Here is a 16,038-nt window from a genome sequence, read left to right on the forward strand (position 1 = left end):
CAGCCTCCCCCCACGCCGAGAGCGGGGCCTCGACGAAGTCACGGCTGCTCCGGCTTGGTCTCCCCGTACAACCAGGTGTCCCACAGCGCCGTCAGGTCCTTGCCCGACTTCCCCTCCACATAGGCGATGAAGTCGTCCGTCGACGCGTTCCCGTGGCGGTGCTCCTTCGCCCAGCCCTGCACGATGTCGTAGAACGCGTCGTCCCCGACCGCCTCGCGGATCTTGTGCAGCACCATCGCGCCCCGTTCGTACACCGGCTCACCCAGGACGTGCTCGGCGTCCGGCTGCTCCGCGGGCGGGAACTCCCAGCTGGACTCGGTGTCGTACGCCTCGCGGAAGCTCTCGCTCGCGGGGTCGTTCTCGAAGTCCTCGCGGTACAGCCACTCCGCATACGTCGCGAAGCCCTCGCTGAGCCAGACGTCCTGCCAGGTCTCCGGGGTGACGGAGTCTCCGAACCACTGGTGGGCGATCTCGTGGACGAGGGTCTCCGGGTCGAAGGACCCCTCCGGGAAGACCGCACGGCTCTGGGTCTCCAGGGCGTAGGCGGCGTCGTCGGAGCGTTCGACGATCGCGCCCGTCGAAGAGAATGGGTACGGGCCGAAGTTGTAGACCGCCCAGTCCATCAGCTCGGGGATGCGGGCCAGCAGCTTCGCGGTGCGCGGGGCCACGGTCTTGTCCACGGCCGTGTAGACGGGGACGCCGCCGTCCACCGGGCGGTACGACCTGGTGACATACGACCCGATGCCGACGGTCGCCGCGTGGCTCGCCATGGGCTCGGCCGAGCGCCAGACGAAAGTGGTGCGCTTCCCGTCGGGGGTGGGCCGCTGCGAGCGCAGTTCACCGTTGGAGACGGCGGTCAGGCCCTTGGGGACGGTGACCGTGGTCTCGTACGTGGCCTTGTCACTGGGGTGGTGGTTGCCGGGGAACCAGGCCATCGAGCCCGTCGGCTGGCCCAGGGCCACCGCGCCGTCCGCCGTATTCAGCCAGCCCTCACGGGACTTGTCCGGGTCGGTGATGGTCAGCGGGGAGCCGGAATAGCGGACGACGGTACGGAAGGTGCTGCCCTTGGCGATCTCCTCGCGCGGGCGCAGCGTCAGCTCGTCGCCGGAGCGGTTCACGGCGGCGGGGGCCCGGCCGACGGTCGCGGCGTGCACGGTCATGCCGTGGAGGTCGAGGTTGAACGCGCTCAGGTCCTGGGTGGCGCGCGCGGTGATGGTGGCCGTGCCGGCGAGGTGGCGCGTCTTCGGGTCGTAGTCGAGCGTGAGCGCGTAGTGGCTCACGTCGTAACCGCCGTTGCCGAGCTTGGGGAAGTACGGGTCGCGCAGACCAGCCGCGCCCGGTGTGCCCTTGACCCCGGCGCCGAGGCTCTCCGGTGCGGTGCACGCGGTGCCGCCGAGGGTGATCAGGGCGACGACGGTGACGGCGGTACGGAGGAGGGATCGCTGACGCGGGGGCACGTCAGCGATCCTATGCCTGGAATGTCGGATTCCGGAGGTCGGGGCGGTTCAGACCTCGATCTCCACGTCCGTGAGCGGATAGGCCACGCAGCTGTGCGTGTAGCCGAACCGCTCGTCCGCCGTCCGCAGCCGGGCCTCCTCCGCCGTGTGCACCTCGCCGCTGACCACCCGCACCAGGCACATCCCGCACTCTCCCGACCGGCACGCCGCCTCGGGTCGGACACCGTGGTCCTCCAGGGCGTCGAGCAGCGGGCGGTTGCGGGGCGTACGGAAGCGCGTACCGCACGCGGTGACCGTCACCCGCTCCGTGCCGTCCGCGCCGACCGGCCAGTGCGGCTGGGCCTCGGGGCGGGAAGGCGCGCCGTTGGCCTCGAAGCGGACCCGGCGGCGCGGGTGCCCGAGCCGCGTGAGCTGCTCCAGCGCGTACGGATACATCGCCTGCGGCCCGCATACGTACACCATCCGGCCACGCAGCGGACCGGCCAGCTCGCCGATCGTCGCGGCCGTGAGCAGTCCGCCGACCACATGGTCCACCCGGACGCGGTCGGGGTGGGCCGAGGCGAGGGCGTCGAGTTCGTCGCGGAAGATGACGTCTTCTGTGTCGCGCGAGCCGTACACCAGGTGGAGTCGGCGCGAGGAGTCACTCGCGGCGATCGCGCGGAGCATGCTCATGGCGGGGACCACGCCCGAGCCCCCGGCGAGGAAGACGAGGTCATCGCCGTGGAAGAGCGGATTGTGGTGGAAGGTGCCCATGGGGCCGGTGGTGGTGAGCCGGTCACCGACGGCCAGGGTGTCGATGAGCAGATTGCTGATCCTGCCCCCGGGGACGCGCCGCACGGTCAGGTCGTAGTGCCGCCCGTGCTCGGCGGGGCCGGAGGCGATGGCGTACGGGCGGCTCGTGCCGTCCGTGAAGACGTTGACGTACTGCCCGGCCAGGAAGGGCGGCAGCGGCTTCCCGTCCTCACGGCGCAGCCGGAAGGTGCGGGTGCTGGCCGTCTCGATGCGGATCTCGTCGACGACGAGCCTCAGCCGCCTGGGGTGGTGGCGCTCGACGGTCCCGGTCGGCACCTCCTGGACGGGCCGGGCGGCCCGGCGGTCGATCTCCGCCTGGATCTCGTCGTGGCCGTCGTAGTGCGCGGCCAACGGGTGCTTCATGCGTACGCTCCCTTGGACTCGAGCAGCCGGCCCGCAACGGCGGCCCCCGACTGAAGGGTCGGCTGGAACCCGCCCATGCCCACCCAGGAACCCGCCAGATGCAGCCCCGGCACATGGCTCTCGCGCTGGATCCCGCGGAACGGCCAGCCGTCGGCGGCGTCCTGTTCATAGCCGTAGAACGCTCCGCCCGGGTGGCCCAGGTAGCGCTCCATGGTCAGCGGGGTGGCCACGTCCACCTCCTCGATCGCGTCCCGCACGCCCGGGGTGACGGTCTCCAGTAGGTCCAGCAGGCCCTCGGCGTAGGCGAATTTGGCACGGGCGTACTCGGCCGGGGGCAGGGCCTGCCAGGCGTCCGCGTACTGGAGCGTCATCAGGCTCACATGGCTGGCGCCGGGCGGAGCGAAGCCGATGGGCTCGACGTCGTACGAGGACGCGACGATCCCTCGCACCGGCTCCAGGCCGCGCATGGCCGCGAAGGTGCGGTCGTCGTCCATGTCGACGTTCACGAAGTTGGTGCTCGCGGTGAAGCCGAGCTCGGCGGGGGTGGCGTCCAGGCCCATGTGCAGCACGAAGCCGGAGATGCCGGGCCGCCGGGTGCCGAGGTCGCGGGCGGCGGCAGCGGGGGCGGGCAGGCCTTCGAGCATGGCATAGGTCGCGGGGAGGGATACGTTGGACACCACCTCGGCGGCGCTCACGCGCTCGCCGGTGTCCAGCCTGACGCCCGCGACCCGCCCGCCGCGGGTGCGGATGGCCGCGGCCGCGGTGTGGAACCGGACCTCGCCGCCCGCGCGCAGGAACGAGTCCAGCAGCGCCCGCGAGAGCATCTGCGAACCCCCGCGTATGTGCCAGGGCTTGAACTCCAGATACGCGAACAGCACCAGCGCCAGGTCCTGGAACGGCAGCCGGGACGGGGGCAGTCCGAGATAGCCCCAGTAGGCGCCGAGCACCGACTTGAGGCGCTCGTCGTCGAAGTGGTCGTCCAGCACGTCCTTGAAGGGCCGCAGGCCCTGGCGGAACAGCAGCGGGTCGACCTGCTCGGCGGGCAGGCCGTCCATCGCGGCGACCTGCCAGAAGGTGACGTTGCGTACGAGGTCGAAGAACCTCTCTATACGGGCGCGGTTGCCGGGGAACTCCGCGTCGAGCACGTCGAGCGCCCCCGCCCAGTCCGCGGGCAGCGTCACGTCGTACACCCCGGGGACCACGGCACGGTAGAGGTCACGCTCCTCGACGAACTCCAGCTGCTCGGCGACGCCCAGCGAGGTGAGCAGCGGGCGCAGGGAGAACGCCTGGCCCTCCGCGCCGAGCCCGGACAGCTGGTGCAGGGCGACCTCGAACTCGTACCGGCCGCGCCGGAAGGAGGTCGCACAGCCGCCGGGGACGCTGTGGCGCTCGACGAGAAGGGTGCGGACGCCGGCCCGCTGGAGGGTGGTGGCCGCGGTCAGGCCGGCGTTGCCGGCGCCGATGACGACGACGTCGAAATCGAGGTCGCCGCCGCTCATGACCCGGAAGCCCCGGACTCGGCGCCGGCTTCGGCTTGGGCGTCCACGCCAGCTTCGGCGCCGGCTTCGGCTTGGGCTTCGGCTTCGGCTTCGGCGTCCACGCCGGCTCCGGCTTCGGTGTCGACGCCGGCTCCGGCCAGGGCCATGGCCTCCCGGCCGATCGCTTCGAACTGGGCGCCCATCGCCTCCGCGAGCGCCTGGGCCGCCGACAGCGGCCGGACCATGACCATGAAGTCGTCGATGAGGCCGTCCTCGTTCATGTGCAGGAAGTCGCAGCCGTTGATCTCGCGGTCACCGACCCGAGCGGTGAAGACGAGCGCGTGGTCGCGCCCGTCGGCGCCGTTGATCTCGCGTACGTAGCGGAAGTCCTCGAACACGCGGATGACGCCGCGCAGGATCGCGGTGGTCATCGCCTTGCCCTCGTACGGGCGGAAGGCGACGGGGCTCGTGAAGACGACGTCCTCGGCGAGCAGCGCGGGGATGTCGGCGTGGTCGCCGGACTCTACGGCCTTGCGGAACGGATGCATGGCGGATCCTTCCTTGACCCTTGGGCTCCGAGGGGTCAGTGGTGTCCCGTGGGCTCCATGGGCAGCTCGGCTCGCAACGCGGCCCCTTACCCTTGGACACCCTCGATAGTCACTTTGTTGAGTAGGTGCGAAGGAGAGTAATCACTTCGGTGTTAGCGTGTCCAGGTGTCTCTCAAGTACGCGGTCCTCGCGGCCCTCCTGGAGGGCGAGGCGTCCGGCTACGACCTGGCCAAGGTCTTCGACGTGTCCGTGGCGAACTTCTGGCCGGCGACGCCGCAGCAGCTGTACCGGGAGCTGGACCGGCTGGCCACGGACGGGCTGATCGCCGCGCGCGTCGTCCAGCAGGAGCGCCGCCCCAACAAGCGGATGTTCAGCCTCACCGAGCCCGGACAGGCCGCCCTGCGCGCTTTCGTCGTGGCCCCGCCACGCCCCACGACGATCCGCGACGAGCTGATGGTCAAGATCCAGGCCGTGGACGAAGCCGACCCGGAGACGGTGCGCGGGCTGCTCGAGGAGCGCCTGGAGTGGGCACGAGGCAAGCTGGCCCGCTACGAGCGACTGCGCGACCACATGCTGGACGGCCGCTCCGAGGACGAGTACCTGAGCGAGGAGGAGCGGGTCGGCCCGTATCTGACGCTGATGCGCGGACGCGCCTTCGAGGAGGAGAACGTCCGCTGGTGCGAGCGGACCCTGGAGGTACTGGCCACCCGGGCGGCCCGCCGCGGTACGGCTGAAGCCCCACGCGCCTGAGGCCGGCTGCCGGTCCGGGAACCGGGCAGACCTGGTTCCCGGACCGCGGGAGATCACGGGCACGCGCGTGACAGCCGCGCGAGCGGGCGTGACACCATCAGGGCGTGCTCGACATCGGCTACTCCCTCTCCCGCCGCTTCCCTGACCCTCCGCAGACCGACTACCGGCACGCCGACGTGCACGCCCTGCGGCACGACCTCTTCTGCGGTGACGTCTACCTCGCGGACACCAAGGAGGACCGCGAGGTGTCCACAGCCTGGGGATGGGTGCCGGTCCTCGACTTCGCCTGGGCACTGTGCGACATCGTCGAGCTGCTCGACCGCGACCCCCTCGGCTCCCGCGCGTCCCGGCCCCAGCACGCCGAGCTGGACTTCACCGAGTCGACCGACCGCCTGCTCTTCGAGCGCCGCTTCGGCTGGGTGGACATCGAGGCCGACTGGATGCCGGGCGACGAACCGCCGCTCACCTTCAGCCACGCCGAACTGCGCCGCGAGGCACGCGACTTCCTGCACGATCTGGTCGGGGACCTCACCGATCTGCACGACGGCCTCGCCGACAACCCCGCCATCTGGGACCTTCAGAGCCGCTTCCCGCGCACCCCGGCTGCCCGCCCGTAACCCGAGCGCCCCTCAGCCCTCCACCCGCACCCCGATCTGCGCCGCCAGCGCCGGAGCCAGATCAAGCAGCTGGGCCGGGCTGATCACCGCACCCGCCAGCCGCTCCACTCCCCGCGCGATGTCCAGCTCGGCCACCTGCCGCAGATCCACGTCCTGCATCCTGGCGCCGCTGAAATCCGCCTGTCGCAGCGCACAGTCCCGGAACTCCACGCGTATCAGCTCCGCCGCGCCGAAGTCGGGCTCGGACAGCACACACCCCTCGAAGACCACGTCCTTCAGCCGGGCGCTGCGCAGATTCAGGTAGTCGAACTTCCCTCCCCTCACCAGCACTCTCTCCAGCACCGCACCGTGCAGCTGCACCCCGCCCATCCGCGCGTCCACCACCTCCGCATCCCGCAGCGACGCCCCCGAAAGATCGGTCCCCACACCCCGGACGCCCGTCAGCACGGAGTCGATGAACCGGGCGTTGACCAGCGAGGTCTCGTCCAGCACGCACTCACTCAGCGCACAGTCCAGGAACCGCGCCCCGGCCCCCTCCTGGCCCGACAGATCCAGGCCGGCCAGCTCGAACCCGTCGTAGTCGCCGTCGGGCTCCAGCCCCCGCCCGTCCTCGTACGGACGCAGCGGCGGCAGCCTGACCTCGGGCCGCCGGGCCGCCGCCACCTGGGAGTCGCCCGGCTTCTTCCTCGTCCTGTGCGCCATGGGCCCCATGGTGACGCACACCACTGACAACACCCGGCTCCGGACCGCCGCCGCATGTCACAAAGCGGCCCGCCCACGCCGTCTCCTCTGCAACACCGTGACACCGCGACCCGACGGAGCGTCCAGTGAAGACGGAGCGTCCAGTGAAGAACGTGAAGACCAAGAGCAAGCCCCGTATCACCGTCATCGGCGCCGGCCTCGCCGGTCTCACCGCAGCCATCACCGCCGCCGAAGCGGGCGCCCGGGTGACCCTGTACGAGGCCCACCAGACCCCCGGTGGCCGCGCCCGCACCGATGCAGGCCCCTACCGCACCAACGACGGCCCCCACGCCCTCTACAGCGGCGGCCCGCACTGGAGCTGGCTCGCCCGGCGCGGTCTGATCGGACCGCTCGCCCCGCTCCCGCCCCGCGAGGTCACCCGGCTGCGGCTGCACCACCGCGGCACACTCCGCAGGACCCCGCCCCTCTCCCTGCTCCGGCTGCTGCGCCGCACACCGGAACAGGCCCCCGTGGACCGCGACTTCCTGAGCTGGGCCACCGGACAGGTCGGCGAGGACGGCGCCCGCGCCGCCGCCAACCACGCCGCCGTGGCCCTCTTCCACCACGACCCGGGCTCGCTCTCCGCCACCTTCGTCCACGCGCGGCTGCGGCGCGCCACCAAGCTTCCGCCCGAGGCACGGTACGTGCGCGGCGGCTGGGGCTCCATGGCCGAGCGGATGCTCGCGCACGCCTGGAACAACGGCGTACGCATCGAGATCGGCGCCCGCGTCCGGACACTCCCCGAGGACGGCCCGGTCATCGTCGCCACCTCGCTCGACGCCGCCCGCAGGCTCACCGGGGACGACGGCCTGCGCTGGGACAGCGGCCGTACGGCCCTGCTGGACCTGGCGCTCAGGAGCCGCAGGGGCGACCTGTTCGCCATCTCCGACCTCGACGCTCCGGGCTGGATCGAACGGTTCACCGCTCAGGACCCCGGCCTCGCCCCCGAGGGGGAACAGCTCGTCCAGGCGCAGTTCCCCATCGCCCCTGGGGAGTCGAAGGCCGACGGCGTCGCCCGCGCGGAACGCCTGCTCGACCTCGGCTTCCCGGACTGGCGCGCACGCACCACATGGCGGCGGACCTCCGTCGCGAACGGCCGCACCGGCGCCGTGGACCCGCCGGGCACGACCTGGCGGGACCGCCCCCGCGTCGACCGCGGCGACGGTGTCTTCCTCGCCGGGGACCAGGTCGCGGCCCCCGGGGTGCTCTCCGAGGTGTCGTTCAACAGCGGCATCGAAGCAGCCATGCTCGCGGTCCGGGCGGTGAACCGCCGCCTCGTACCCGCGCGGGTCTGAACAGGCAGCCGGAGCGGCTACCCCTGCTCCGGCCCACCCCGGTACGACTCGTTCCTGATCACGTCGCCTAGATCGCCCAGGGACTCGTCCGACAGATCGTCGTACGCGTCCTCACCCGGCGCCTCGCGCGACGCCCCGTCGCCACCGCCAGGGGAAGCGCCCGCCTCACGGGCGTGCCGCTGCTTCTCCTCTTCCAGATGCTTCCGGATCTGTTCGGGCTTGTCTCCGAGCTGGTCCATGACCATCTCCCTCGTCAGCACCCCCGGCCCCCCGGCCACGCCGCAAGACTCACACAGCCCCGCCCGCCCCGCACCCGGAAGCGACGGCTTCCCCGTTCCACCTGATCGGCGGCGCCATCAGCGCCTCCGCATCATTCGATCATCAACGGAGCGTAACGGACCGCTCCCGCTCGCTCATCGCCAAAACCGATCCGGAGCAGTAACGTCCGGGCACACACGGATCACGCATGGGCAGGGAAGAGATGAGCACCGTCAACGGCGGCATATCGTTCTGGTACGCGCAGGAAGGCGTCCCCGCACCCCGGGAACCCCTACCCGGCGACACCTCTGCCGATGTCTGCATCGTCGGCGGCGGATACACCGGCCTGTGGACGGCGTACTACCTCAAGAAGGCCGTGCCCTTCCTCAACATCACCTTGCTGGAAGCCAGGTTCTGCGGTTACGGCGCCTCCGGACGCAACGGCGGCTGGCTCTACAACGGCATCGCGGGCCGCGACCGCTACGCCAGAGTGCACGGCCACGAAGCCGCCGTACGCCTCCAGCAGGCCATGAACAACACCGTCACCGAGGTCATCGACACCGCCCGCGCCGAGAACATCGACGCCGACGTGCACCACGGCGGCGTACTCGAAGTCGCCTACACCCCCGCCCAACTCGCGCGGCTCAGGGACTTCCACACCGTGGAGATCGCCTTCGGCGAGAAGGACCGCGAACTCTACGGCGCCCGCGCCACCGCCGAACGCATCCGCGTCGCCGGAGCCGTCGGATCCAGCTGGACCCCCCACGGAGCGCGGATCCACCCCGTCAAGCTCGTCAACGGACTCGCCGCCGCCGTCGAAGCACTCGGCGTCACCATCCACGAATCCACACCGGTCACCGAGATCAAGCCCAAACACGCCGTCACCCCCTACGGCACCGTTCGCGCCCCCTACGTACTGCGCTGTACCGAAGGCTTCACGGCCTCCCTCACCCACCAGCGCCGCACCTGGCTCCCCATGAACTCCTCCATGATCGCCACCGAGCCGCTCCCGGCCGCGCTCTGGGACGCCATCGGCTGGGAGGGCCGCGAAACCCTCGGCGACATGGCCCACGCCTACATGTACGCCCAGCGCACCGCCGACAACCGCATCGCCATCGGCGGACGCGGCATCCCCTACCGCTACGGCTCCCGCACCGACAACGACGGCCGCACCCAGCCCGCCACCATCGACGACCTGCGCGCCATCCTCACCCGCTTCTTCCCTCAGCTCGCAGGCGTCCGCATCGACCACGCCTGGTCCGGCGTGCTCGGCGTGCCCCGCGACTGGTGCGCCACCGTCACCCTCGACCGCTCCACCGGCCTCGGCTGGGCCGGCGGCTACGTCGGCTCCGGCGTCGCCACCGCCAACCTCGCCGCCCGCACCCTGCGCGACCTCATCCAGCAGGACTCCGGCCAGTCCGGCACTACGGACCTGACCACCCTGCCCTGGGTCAACCACAAGGTCCGCAAGTGGGAACCCGAACCCTTGCGCTGGCTCGGCGTCCATGCCCTGTACGCCGCCTTCCGCACCGCCGATCGCCGCGAACTCGCGGGGCGCAGCACGGAGACGGACCGGATCGCGACCCTCGCGAACAAGATCGCGGGGCGGCGCTGACGGCGGGACCGACGGGCGCTCGGGGCGTCGTCCCCATCCCCACTGACGGTCCGCGCGCGCTCGTCCGCCGTTGTGCGTCGCCGTCGTCGCGCGGTCGGACACTCACCGGAGGCCAACTCGTCCCAGAACGGGTGGAGTCCGATTCCTGACGCATTCAGCCATCGCCTGACGGCGGACGTCTTCACGGATGGGGTGCAGGACAAGCAGCGGGAGACGATCAGTCGCCTGGACCGGCTGCTCAAGCGGCGGCCCGTCCGCGAGTGACCGCCGTCGTCGATGTCGGACGTGGATGTCAAAGGCCCCCAGCCGAGCGGCTGGGGGCCTTTGACCCTGGAGCCCCCTGTCGGGTTCGAACCGACGACCCCCGCTTTACAAGAGCGGTGCTCTGGCCAGCTGAGCTAAGGAGGCGCTGCGGAAGATTGTAACCGGACTCGAGCGGACCCGTCCGAGAATTCCACTGCCCGGAGGCTGCTGACAAAACGGACCTCGCCAGGTACCGTCACCTGGACGTTCACCCTGGTGGACTGGACCCATCCTTCCTTTACTCGGATCGTCCGGCACGTTCCTGCCGGTGAAGGGACACATCAGCATGGCCACTGTCACCTTTGACAAGGCATCCCGGATCTATCCGGGCTCCACCAAGCCCGCCGTCGACGGGCTCGAGATCGAGATCGCGGACGGGGAGTTCCTCGTCCTGGTCGGCCCGTCGGGCTGCGGCAAGTCCACCTCCCTGCGGATGCTCGCGGGCCTGGAGGACGTGGACGGCGGAGCCATCCGCATCGGCGACCGCGATGTCACCCACCTCCCGCCGAAGGACCGGGACATCGCCATGGTGTTCCAGAACTACGCGCTCTATCCGCATATGACCGTGGCCGCGAACATGGGCTTCGCGCTGAAGATCGCCGGGGTGGACAAGGACACCATCCGGCAGAAGGTCGAGGAGGCGGCGAAGATCCTCGACCTCACCGAGTACCTGGACCGCAAGCCCAAGGCGCTGTCCGGTGGTCAGCGGCAGCGGGTGGCGATGGGGCGGGCCATCGTGCGGGAGCCGCAGGTGTTCCTGATGGACGAGCCGCTGTCGAACCTGGACGCGAAGCTGCGCGTGTCGACCCGTACGCAGATCGCCTCGCTCCAGCGCCGGCTCGGGATCACCACGGTGTACGTGACCCACGACCAGGTCGAGGCCATGACGATGGGCGACCGGGTGGCGGTGCTGAAGGACGGGCTGCTCCAGCAGATCGACACCCCGCGGAACATGTACGACCGGCCGGCGAACCTCTTCGTCGCGGGGTTCATCGGCTCTCCGGCGATGAACCTGGTCGAGGTGCCGATCACCGACGGCGGTGTGCGGTTCGGCAACAGCGTGGTGCCCGTCTCGCGTGAGGCGCTGGCCGCAGCCGCCGACCGGGGCGACCGTACGGTGACGGTCGGCGTGCGGCCGGAGCACTTCGATGTGGTCGAGCTGAACGGTGCCGCCGCGCAGGCGCTGTCGAAGAGCACGATGGACGCGCCCGCCGGTCTCGCGATGACGGTCAACGTGGTCGAGGAGCTCGGTGCGGACGGCTACGTGTACGGAAGCGCCGAGGTCGACGGCGAGCCGAAGGACCTGGTGGTCCGGGTGAGCGGGCGGAACGTGCCGGCCAAGGGCGCCGAGCTGCATGTCGTACCGCAGCCGGGCGAGACGCATGTCTTCTCGACGTCGACGGGCGAGCGCCTCAGCGACTGAGCATCCCCTCCGGGGAGTTGTGTGGGCGGCCCTTCCTCGCTTCGGCGAGGAGGGGCCGTTCCCATGCGCCCGTAAATACCCCGGCAGATCGGACAGTTCACCCCGCCGCGTCAACACCCTATTCGAAATATGCACTCGAACGATCCCTCGGAAGGGTGACCAAATGTCGCCAAATCACTACTGGCCGCTACGCTCGCCTGCGTGACCACCACACCCCGCCGTATCGGCCGTTCCCTCGCCCTCGTCCTGCCCGTCGTCCTGGTGCTCTCAGGAACTCTCGCGGTCACCAGCGTCCCCTGGGCCGGGCGTCACAGCGAGTCGCAGATGCTCACCGCGTCTTCGCAGAATGTATCGGTCCCCGCCAAGTCCCGTGCGCCGCAGGACGTTCTGCGCGACAAGCTGCTCGCCGAGCTCCAGGAGAAGGACCCGGGTACAGCGCTCACCCACCTCCAGCGCGAGGTCGAGGAGCGTCCGTCGCTCGCGCAGCACTGCATGACGATCGCGCGGGAGCTCGGGCGCGCCGCGGTGGAGCACTACGGTCCGACACGGGCGCAGTCGTACTCCCGGCCCGTCTGCGACACGTCGTTCGCCGCCGGTGTCTCGCAGCAGGCACAGGGCAGCTGACCGCTGTCTACGCCCGGATGGCCCGATAACCCGGGACCCGTCGAAGTGATCCACGTGGTACCGCATATCGTGCCCGTATGCATGCGTATCCGACGCAGGCCGTGGTCCTGGCGGGCGGCCAGGGCTCGCGACTGCGCCCTTACACCGACGACCGCCCCAAGCCGATGGTCGAGATTCCCGGGACCGGGATTCCGATCATCGGCCATCAGCTTTCCTGGCTGGCCGAAGAGGGCGTGACCGACGTCGTGGTGTCCTGCGGGCATCTCGCCGAAGTGCTCCAGGAGTGGCTCGACAGCGCCGTGCTGCCGCTGCGCGTCACCACCGTGGTCGAGGAGGAGCCGCTGGGGCGGGGCGGCGGCCTCAAGTACGCCGCCAAGAGCCTCCCGCACCCGGACGAGCCCTGGTACGCCACCAACGGCGACATCTGGACGCGCTTCTCCCTGCGCGAGATGGCCGCCTTCCACGCCGAGCGGGACGCCACCGCGACGCTCGCCCTCGCCCGTCCCCGCATTCCGTGGGGGGCCGTGGAGACCGACGAGTTCGGGCATGTACTCGACTTCATCGAGTCGCCGCCGTCCCCGTACCTGATCAACGCGGGCGTGTACGTGTTCTCCGCGGAGTTCACCGGCCTGCTACCCGACCGGGGCGACCATGAGCGTACGACGTTCCCGCGGCTGGCGCGGGAACGTGCGCTGGCCGGGTTCCCGCTGCCGCAGGGGGCGTACTGGCGAGCCATCGACACCGCGAAGGACCTGACGGAGGCGGCCAAGGAGCTGGCGGCACACGGCTCCTGAAGCGCCTTTCCCCGTATGCGCGGAGCCCCGGCCACCCTGAGGTGGCCGGGGCTCCGCGCATACCGGAGGTCAGCCCAGAAGGCCGCCGATCGGGTTGCTGTTGCCCCCGCTGCTGCCGCTCCCGCCACTGCGGGAGCCGCCGTCGCCGCCTGTGCTGCCACCGCTGCCCTGACCGCCACCGGAGTCTGAGCCGCCGCCGCTCGTCGAGGGGCCGGAGCTGTCCGACGGGGGCTCGGCCGGCCGCGACTGGGAGGGCGGCTGCCACTCGCTGCCCGTGCCCTGCGATTCGCTGGGGGTGCCCGCCTGCCCCGTGCTCTCGGACTCGGAGGCGGCATCCGACGGCTCGGTCCGCTCGGCCGCGGGGCTGCTGGACTGGCTCTTGGTGGGTTCGGGGCGCCGCTTGGCCTCCTGAGAAGGATGGCGCTCCCCCGACTCCTCGGGCAGCGGGGAGCCGGGCAGGTGGTTGGTGGGGTCCACGTTCGGACCCGGCACCGTCACGAGCTCCGACGAGCGCACGGCCCCGCCCAGCATCGAGCCGACCAGCAGGGTCAGCCCGACCACGACCGCGGCGAGCATCCCGCCGCGGCGCAGCACCCGGCGGCGGAGGTCCGCCAGCTCGGAGCGCGGGCCCAGGGTCCGCCAGGCTTCGCCGGCGAGGCGGCCGTCGACGGAGTAGACAGGGGCGCCCGCGATGATCAGCGGCGACCAGGCGGCGAGGGTCATGATGTCCGGTGCGTCGTAGACCGGGGCGGTGCGCCAGCTCACCGTCATGATCAGCGCGGCGGAGAGCAGGGCGCCGACGACGGCGGCGATCCGCTGCCAGAGTCCGAGGACGGTGAGCACGCCCACGACGACCTGGAGGAACGCCAGGGTGAGCCCGGCGCCGACCGGGTGCGAGAGCGCGAAGTCGCGCAGTGGCCCGGCGATCGCCCAGGGGTCCAGCGAGTGCAGCCACTTGACCATGGAGCCGCGTTCGCCGCCGTCGAAGTAGACGGGGTCGCAGAGCTTGCCCATGCCCGCGTAGATCGAGATGAAGCCCAGGAACACCCGGAGAGGAAGCAGCACGACGCCGAGGTTCATCCGGCGCCCGGGGTAGTAGGCGTGCCGGACGGCGGCGTCGGCGGCCTGCTCCCGCTGGGGAATCACATAGGTGAAGTCGGGCTCTTCCTCGGCCTCCTGGCCGTAGGGCTCGTACGCGTCGTAGGCGTCGGCCGCTCGCCGCATGTGCGGCAGCAGCGGACCTCCGCCGCCCAGGACCGGCGAGGGCCGGGTGTCGTCGGCCCCGCCACGGCGGGAGCCGAGCCCGACTCGGGGAAGCACCTGTGTGGCACCGGTGATGGCCGGATCGCCGGAGCCGAGGTCGGGCCGGTCGTAGTCCGTGCCGCGGAATCCGGTGGTCCCGGCGTCGTACGCGCCGCCGTCGTACGGGCCACTGCCGTACGCGTCACCGGCGTGCGCGCCCGCGTGCGGGTCCGTGTACGCGGAGCCGGAATTGCGCACGGCCTGCAGCAGGCCGGTCGCCCCCGGGTCGCCCGGTGCGGATCTCCCGCTCCACACAACGGGTGTACGACGGCGCGCCCCCGCGCGCGTGCCACCGACCACGGGGATCCTGGCAGTGTCCGCCATGCCGCGCGCGCCGCGCACGGTCTGGCTCTGGCCGAGCTTCACCCGGAAGCTGGCGTGGTTCACGATGACCTGCGCGGGATCGCAGTTCACCTTGACCATGCTCAAGGGCGTCTCGTCGAACCCGGGCCGGGGCGTTCTGGTGTCCACACTCATCTAACCGAGTGACTTGTCGATAGGACACTGCCTTGACGGGCTCGAAATGTCCGAGGCCCGTCAAGATCGCCTGACCAGGAATGATTCCAGCCCCCGCCCTGCTCAGCTCCTGCGGCGCGCCGCCTCGTACAGCACGACACCCGCCGCGACGCCCGCGTTGAGCGACTCCGCGCCGCCCGGCATCGGGATGCGCACCCGGAAGTCGCAGGTCTCACCGACGAGGCGGGACAGGCCCTTGCCCTCGCTGCCGACGACGATGACGACAGGGCCGCCCAGCGCCGGGAGCTCGCCGAGCTCGACGTCGCCGTCCGCAGCCAGGCCGACCACCGTGATTCCGGCCTTCTGGTACGCCTCCAGGGCGCGGGTCAGATTGGTGGCGCGGGCCACCGGGGTGCGGGCCGCCGTGCCGGCCGAGGTCTTCCAGGCTCCGGCCGTCATACCGGCCGCCCTGCGCTCCGGTACGACCACGCCATGGCCGCCGAACGCCGCGACGGAGCGGACGACCGCGCCGAGGTTGCGGGGGTCGGTGACGCCGTCGAGTGCGACGATCAGCGGGTCCTCACCGTCGTCGAAGGCGGCTGCCGCGAGGTCCTCGGGGTGGGCGTACTCGTACGGCGGGACCTGGAGCACGAGGCCCTGGTGGTTGAGCCCGCCCGTCATCCGGTCCAGCTCGGCGCGCGGGGCCTCCATCAGGTGGATGTTGCCGCGCTGCCCGGCGAGCTGCAGCGCATCGCGCACCCGCTCGTCGTTGTCGATGAACTGCTGGACGTACAGCATCGTCGCCGGCACGCCGTCGCGCAGTGCCTCGAAAACGGGGTTGCGGCCGACGACCATCTCGGACGAGCCCTTGCCGCCGCGGCGGGCGACGGGGCGGCGCTGGGCCTGCTTGGCCTTGGCGTTGGCGACCCGGTTCTTCACATGGCCCTTGCGCGCGGAGGCGGGCGGCGTGGGGCCCTTGCCCTCGAGGCCGCGGCGCCGGTTGCCACCGCTGCCGACCGTCGCGCCCTTCTTGTTGGACGTGCGACGGTTCCTGCGCTGGCTGTTCCCGGCCATGACTACCTGTTCCCTGGATCTTTGAGTTCGTTCGTCTGTTTACTTCGTTTACGTCGCTTACTTCGCTTACGAAGTCCGTCTACGCGTGCACGTGTACGTCGCGCACGTAACAAAGTGTGCCGCCCAGAGCCCCGGGCGGCACACTGTC

At 71.0% G+C, this 16,038-nt stretch carries 14 protein-coding genes, 1 tRNA gene and 1 pseudogene; 7 read left to right on the plus strand and 9 right to left on the minus strand.

Annotated elements, in window-relative coordinates; translation table 11 throughout:
* Window positions 1-38 precede the first annotated feature (38 nt).
* The 4 genes and pseudogenes from ABZ532_RS16235 to ABZ532_RS16250 all read right to left on the minus strand — a co-directional run.
* The gene (locus ABZ532_RS16235) at window positions 39-1,406 is read right to left on the minus strand and encodes a M1 family metallopeptidase (protein ID WP_361283312.1); all 1,368 of its coding nucleotides are present in this window, start codon (window positions 1,404-1,406) and stop codon (window positions 39-41) included.
* A gap of 99 nt (window positions 1,407-1,505) precedes the next feature.
* On the minus strand, window positions 1,506-2,612 hold the full coding sequence (locus ABZ532_RS16240) for a 2Fe-2S iron-sulfur cluster-binding protein (RefSeq protein WP_361283126.1): 1,107 nt from the start codon (window positions 2,610-2,612) through the stop codon (window positions 1,506-1,508).
* Window positions 2,609-4,111 (minus strand): NAD(P)/FAD-dependent oxidoreductase, encoded by a 1,503-nt coding sequence (locus ABZ532_RS16245; RefSeq protein WP_361283128.1) that lies wholly within the window; start codon window positions 4,109-4,111, stop codon window positions 2,609-2,611. Before ABZ532_RS16245 ends, ABZ532_RS16240 begins: the two co-directional genes overlap by 4 nt.
* A gap of 164 nt (window positions 4,112-4,275) precedes the next feature.
* A pseudogene (locus ABZ532_RS16250) lies at window positions 4,276-4,638 on the minus strand (nuclear transport factor 2 family protein); the annotation flags it as partial.
* A 165-nt stretch (window positions 4,639-4,803) separates the two neighbouring features.
* Between ABZ532_RS16250 and ABZ532_RS16255 the strand changes: the two are divergent.
* Complete coding sequence (locus tag ABZ532_RS16255) at window positions 4,804-5,388, plus strand: PadR family transcriptional regulator (protein ID WP_361283130.1); 585 nt, start codon at window positions 4,804-4,806, stop codon at window positions 5,386-5,388.
* A 104-nt stretch (window positions 5,389-5,492) separates the two neighbouring features.
* Window positions 5,493-6,005: a hypothetical protein gene (locus ABZ532_RS16260; protein ID WP_361283132.1), complete on the plus strand. Its 513-nt coding sequence runs from the start codon at window positions 5,493-5,495 to the stop codon at window positions 6,003-6,005.
* A gap of 12 nt (window positions 6,006-6,017) precedes the next feature.
* On the opposite strand, the gene ABZ532_RS16265 is transcribed toward ABZ532_RS16260, so the two are convergent.
* Window positions 6,018-6,707 (minus strand): pentapeptide repeat-containing protein, encoded by a 690-nt coding sequence (locus ABZ532_RS16265; protein WP_361283134.1) that lies wholly within the window; start codon window positions 6,705-6,707, stop codon window positions 6,018-6,020.
* 152 nt (window positions 6,708-6,859) lie between these two features.
* On the opposite strand from ABZ532_RS16265, the gene ABZ532_RS16270 reads away from it, so the two are divergent.
* Window positions 6,860-8,041, plus strand: coding sequence for an FAD-dependent oxidoreductase (locus ABZ532_RS16270; protein WP_361283314.1), 1,182 nt, complete (start codon window positions 6,860-6,862; stop codon window positions 8,039-8,041).
* Window positions 8,042-8,058: 17 nt separating this feature from the next.
* Here ABZ532_RS16270 and ABZ532_RS16275 read toward each other — a convergent pair whose 3' ends face one another.
* A complete protein-coding gene (locus tag ABZ532_RS16275) occupies window positions 8,059-8,280 on the minus strand; it encodes a hypothetical protein (RefSeq protein ID WP_361283136.1) in 222 nt (73 codons plus the stop codon).
* A gap of 242 nt (window positions 8,281-8,522) precedes the next feature.
* On the opposite strand from ABZ532_RS16275, the gene ABZ532_RS16280 reads away from it, so the two are divergent.
* Entirely contained in the window at window positions 8,523-9,914 is a 1,392-nt protein-coding gene (locus ABZ532_RS16280) for an FAD-binding oxidoreductase (protein ID WP_361283316.1), read from the plus strand.
* A 331-nt stretch (window positions 9,915-10,245) separates the two neighbouring features.
* Here ABZ532_RS16280 and ABZ532_RS16285 read toward each other — a convergent pair.
* Window positions 10,246-10,322, minus strand: a tRNA-Thr gene (locus ABZ532_RS16285).
* A 181-nt stretch (window positions 10,323-10,503) separates the two neighbouring features.
* Here ABZ532_RS16285 and ugpC point away from each other — a divergent pair.
* From ugpC to ABZ532_RS16300, 3 genes are all read left to right on the plus strand, one after another.
* The gene (gene ugpC / locus ABZ532_RS16290; RefSeq protein WP_361283138.1) at window positions 10,504-11,640 is read left to right on the plus strand and encodes a sn-glycerol-3-phosphate ABC transporter ATP-binding protein UgpC; all 1,137 of its coding nucleotides are present in this window, start codon (window positions 10,504-10,506) and stop codon (window positions 11,638-11,640) included.
* A gap of 201 nt (window positions 11,641-11,841) precedes the next feature.
* A complete protein-coding gene (locus ABZ532_RS16295; RefSeq protein WP_361283140.1) occupies window positions 11,842-12,264 on the plus strand; it encodes a hypothetical protein in 423 nt (140 codons plus the stop codon).
* A gap of 77 nt (window positions 12,265-12,341) precedes the next feature.
* Window positions 12,342-13,058 carry a nucleotidyltransferase family protein gene (locus tag ABZ532_RS16300; protein WP_361283142.1) on the plus strand — a complete coding sequence of 239 codons (717 nt, stop codon included), beginning with the start codon at window positions 12,342-12,344 and terminating at the stop codon, window positions 13,056-13,058.
* Window positions 13,059-13,127: 69 nt separating this feature from the next.
* On the opposite strand, the gene ABZ532_RS16305 is transcribed toward ABZ532_RS16300, so the two are convergent.
* On the minus strand, window positions 13,128-14,837 hold the full coding sequence (locus tag ABZ532_RS16305; RefSeq protein WP_361283144.1) for a DoxX family membrane protein: 1,710 nt from the start codon (window positions 14,835-14,837) through the stop codon (window positions 13,128-13,130).
* Between the two features lie 102 nt (window positions 14,838-14,939).
* Window positions 14,940-15,890, minus strand: coding sequence for a 23S rRNA (guanosine(2251)-2'-O)-methyltransferase RlmB (gene rlmB / locus ABZ532_RS16310; RefSeq protein WP_361283145.1), 951 nt, complete (start codon window positions 15,888-15,890; stop codon window positions 14,940-14,942).
* Window positions 15,891-16,038 lie beyond the last annotated feature (148 nt).

This window comes from Streptomyces sp. NPDC019396, assembly GCF_040632375.1.
In the GTDB taxonomy this organism is placed as follows: Bacteria; Actinomycetota; Actinomycetes; order Streptomycetales; family Streptomycetaceae; genus Streptomyces.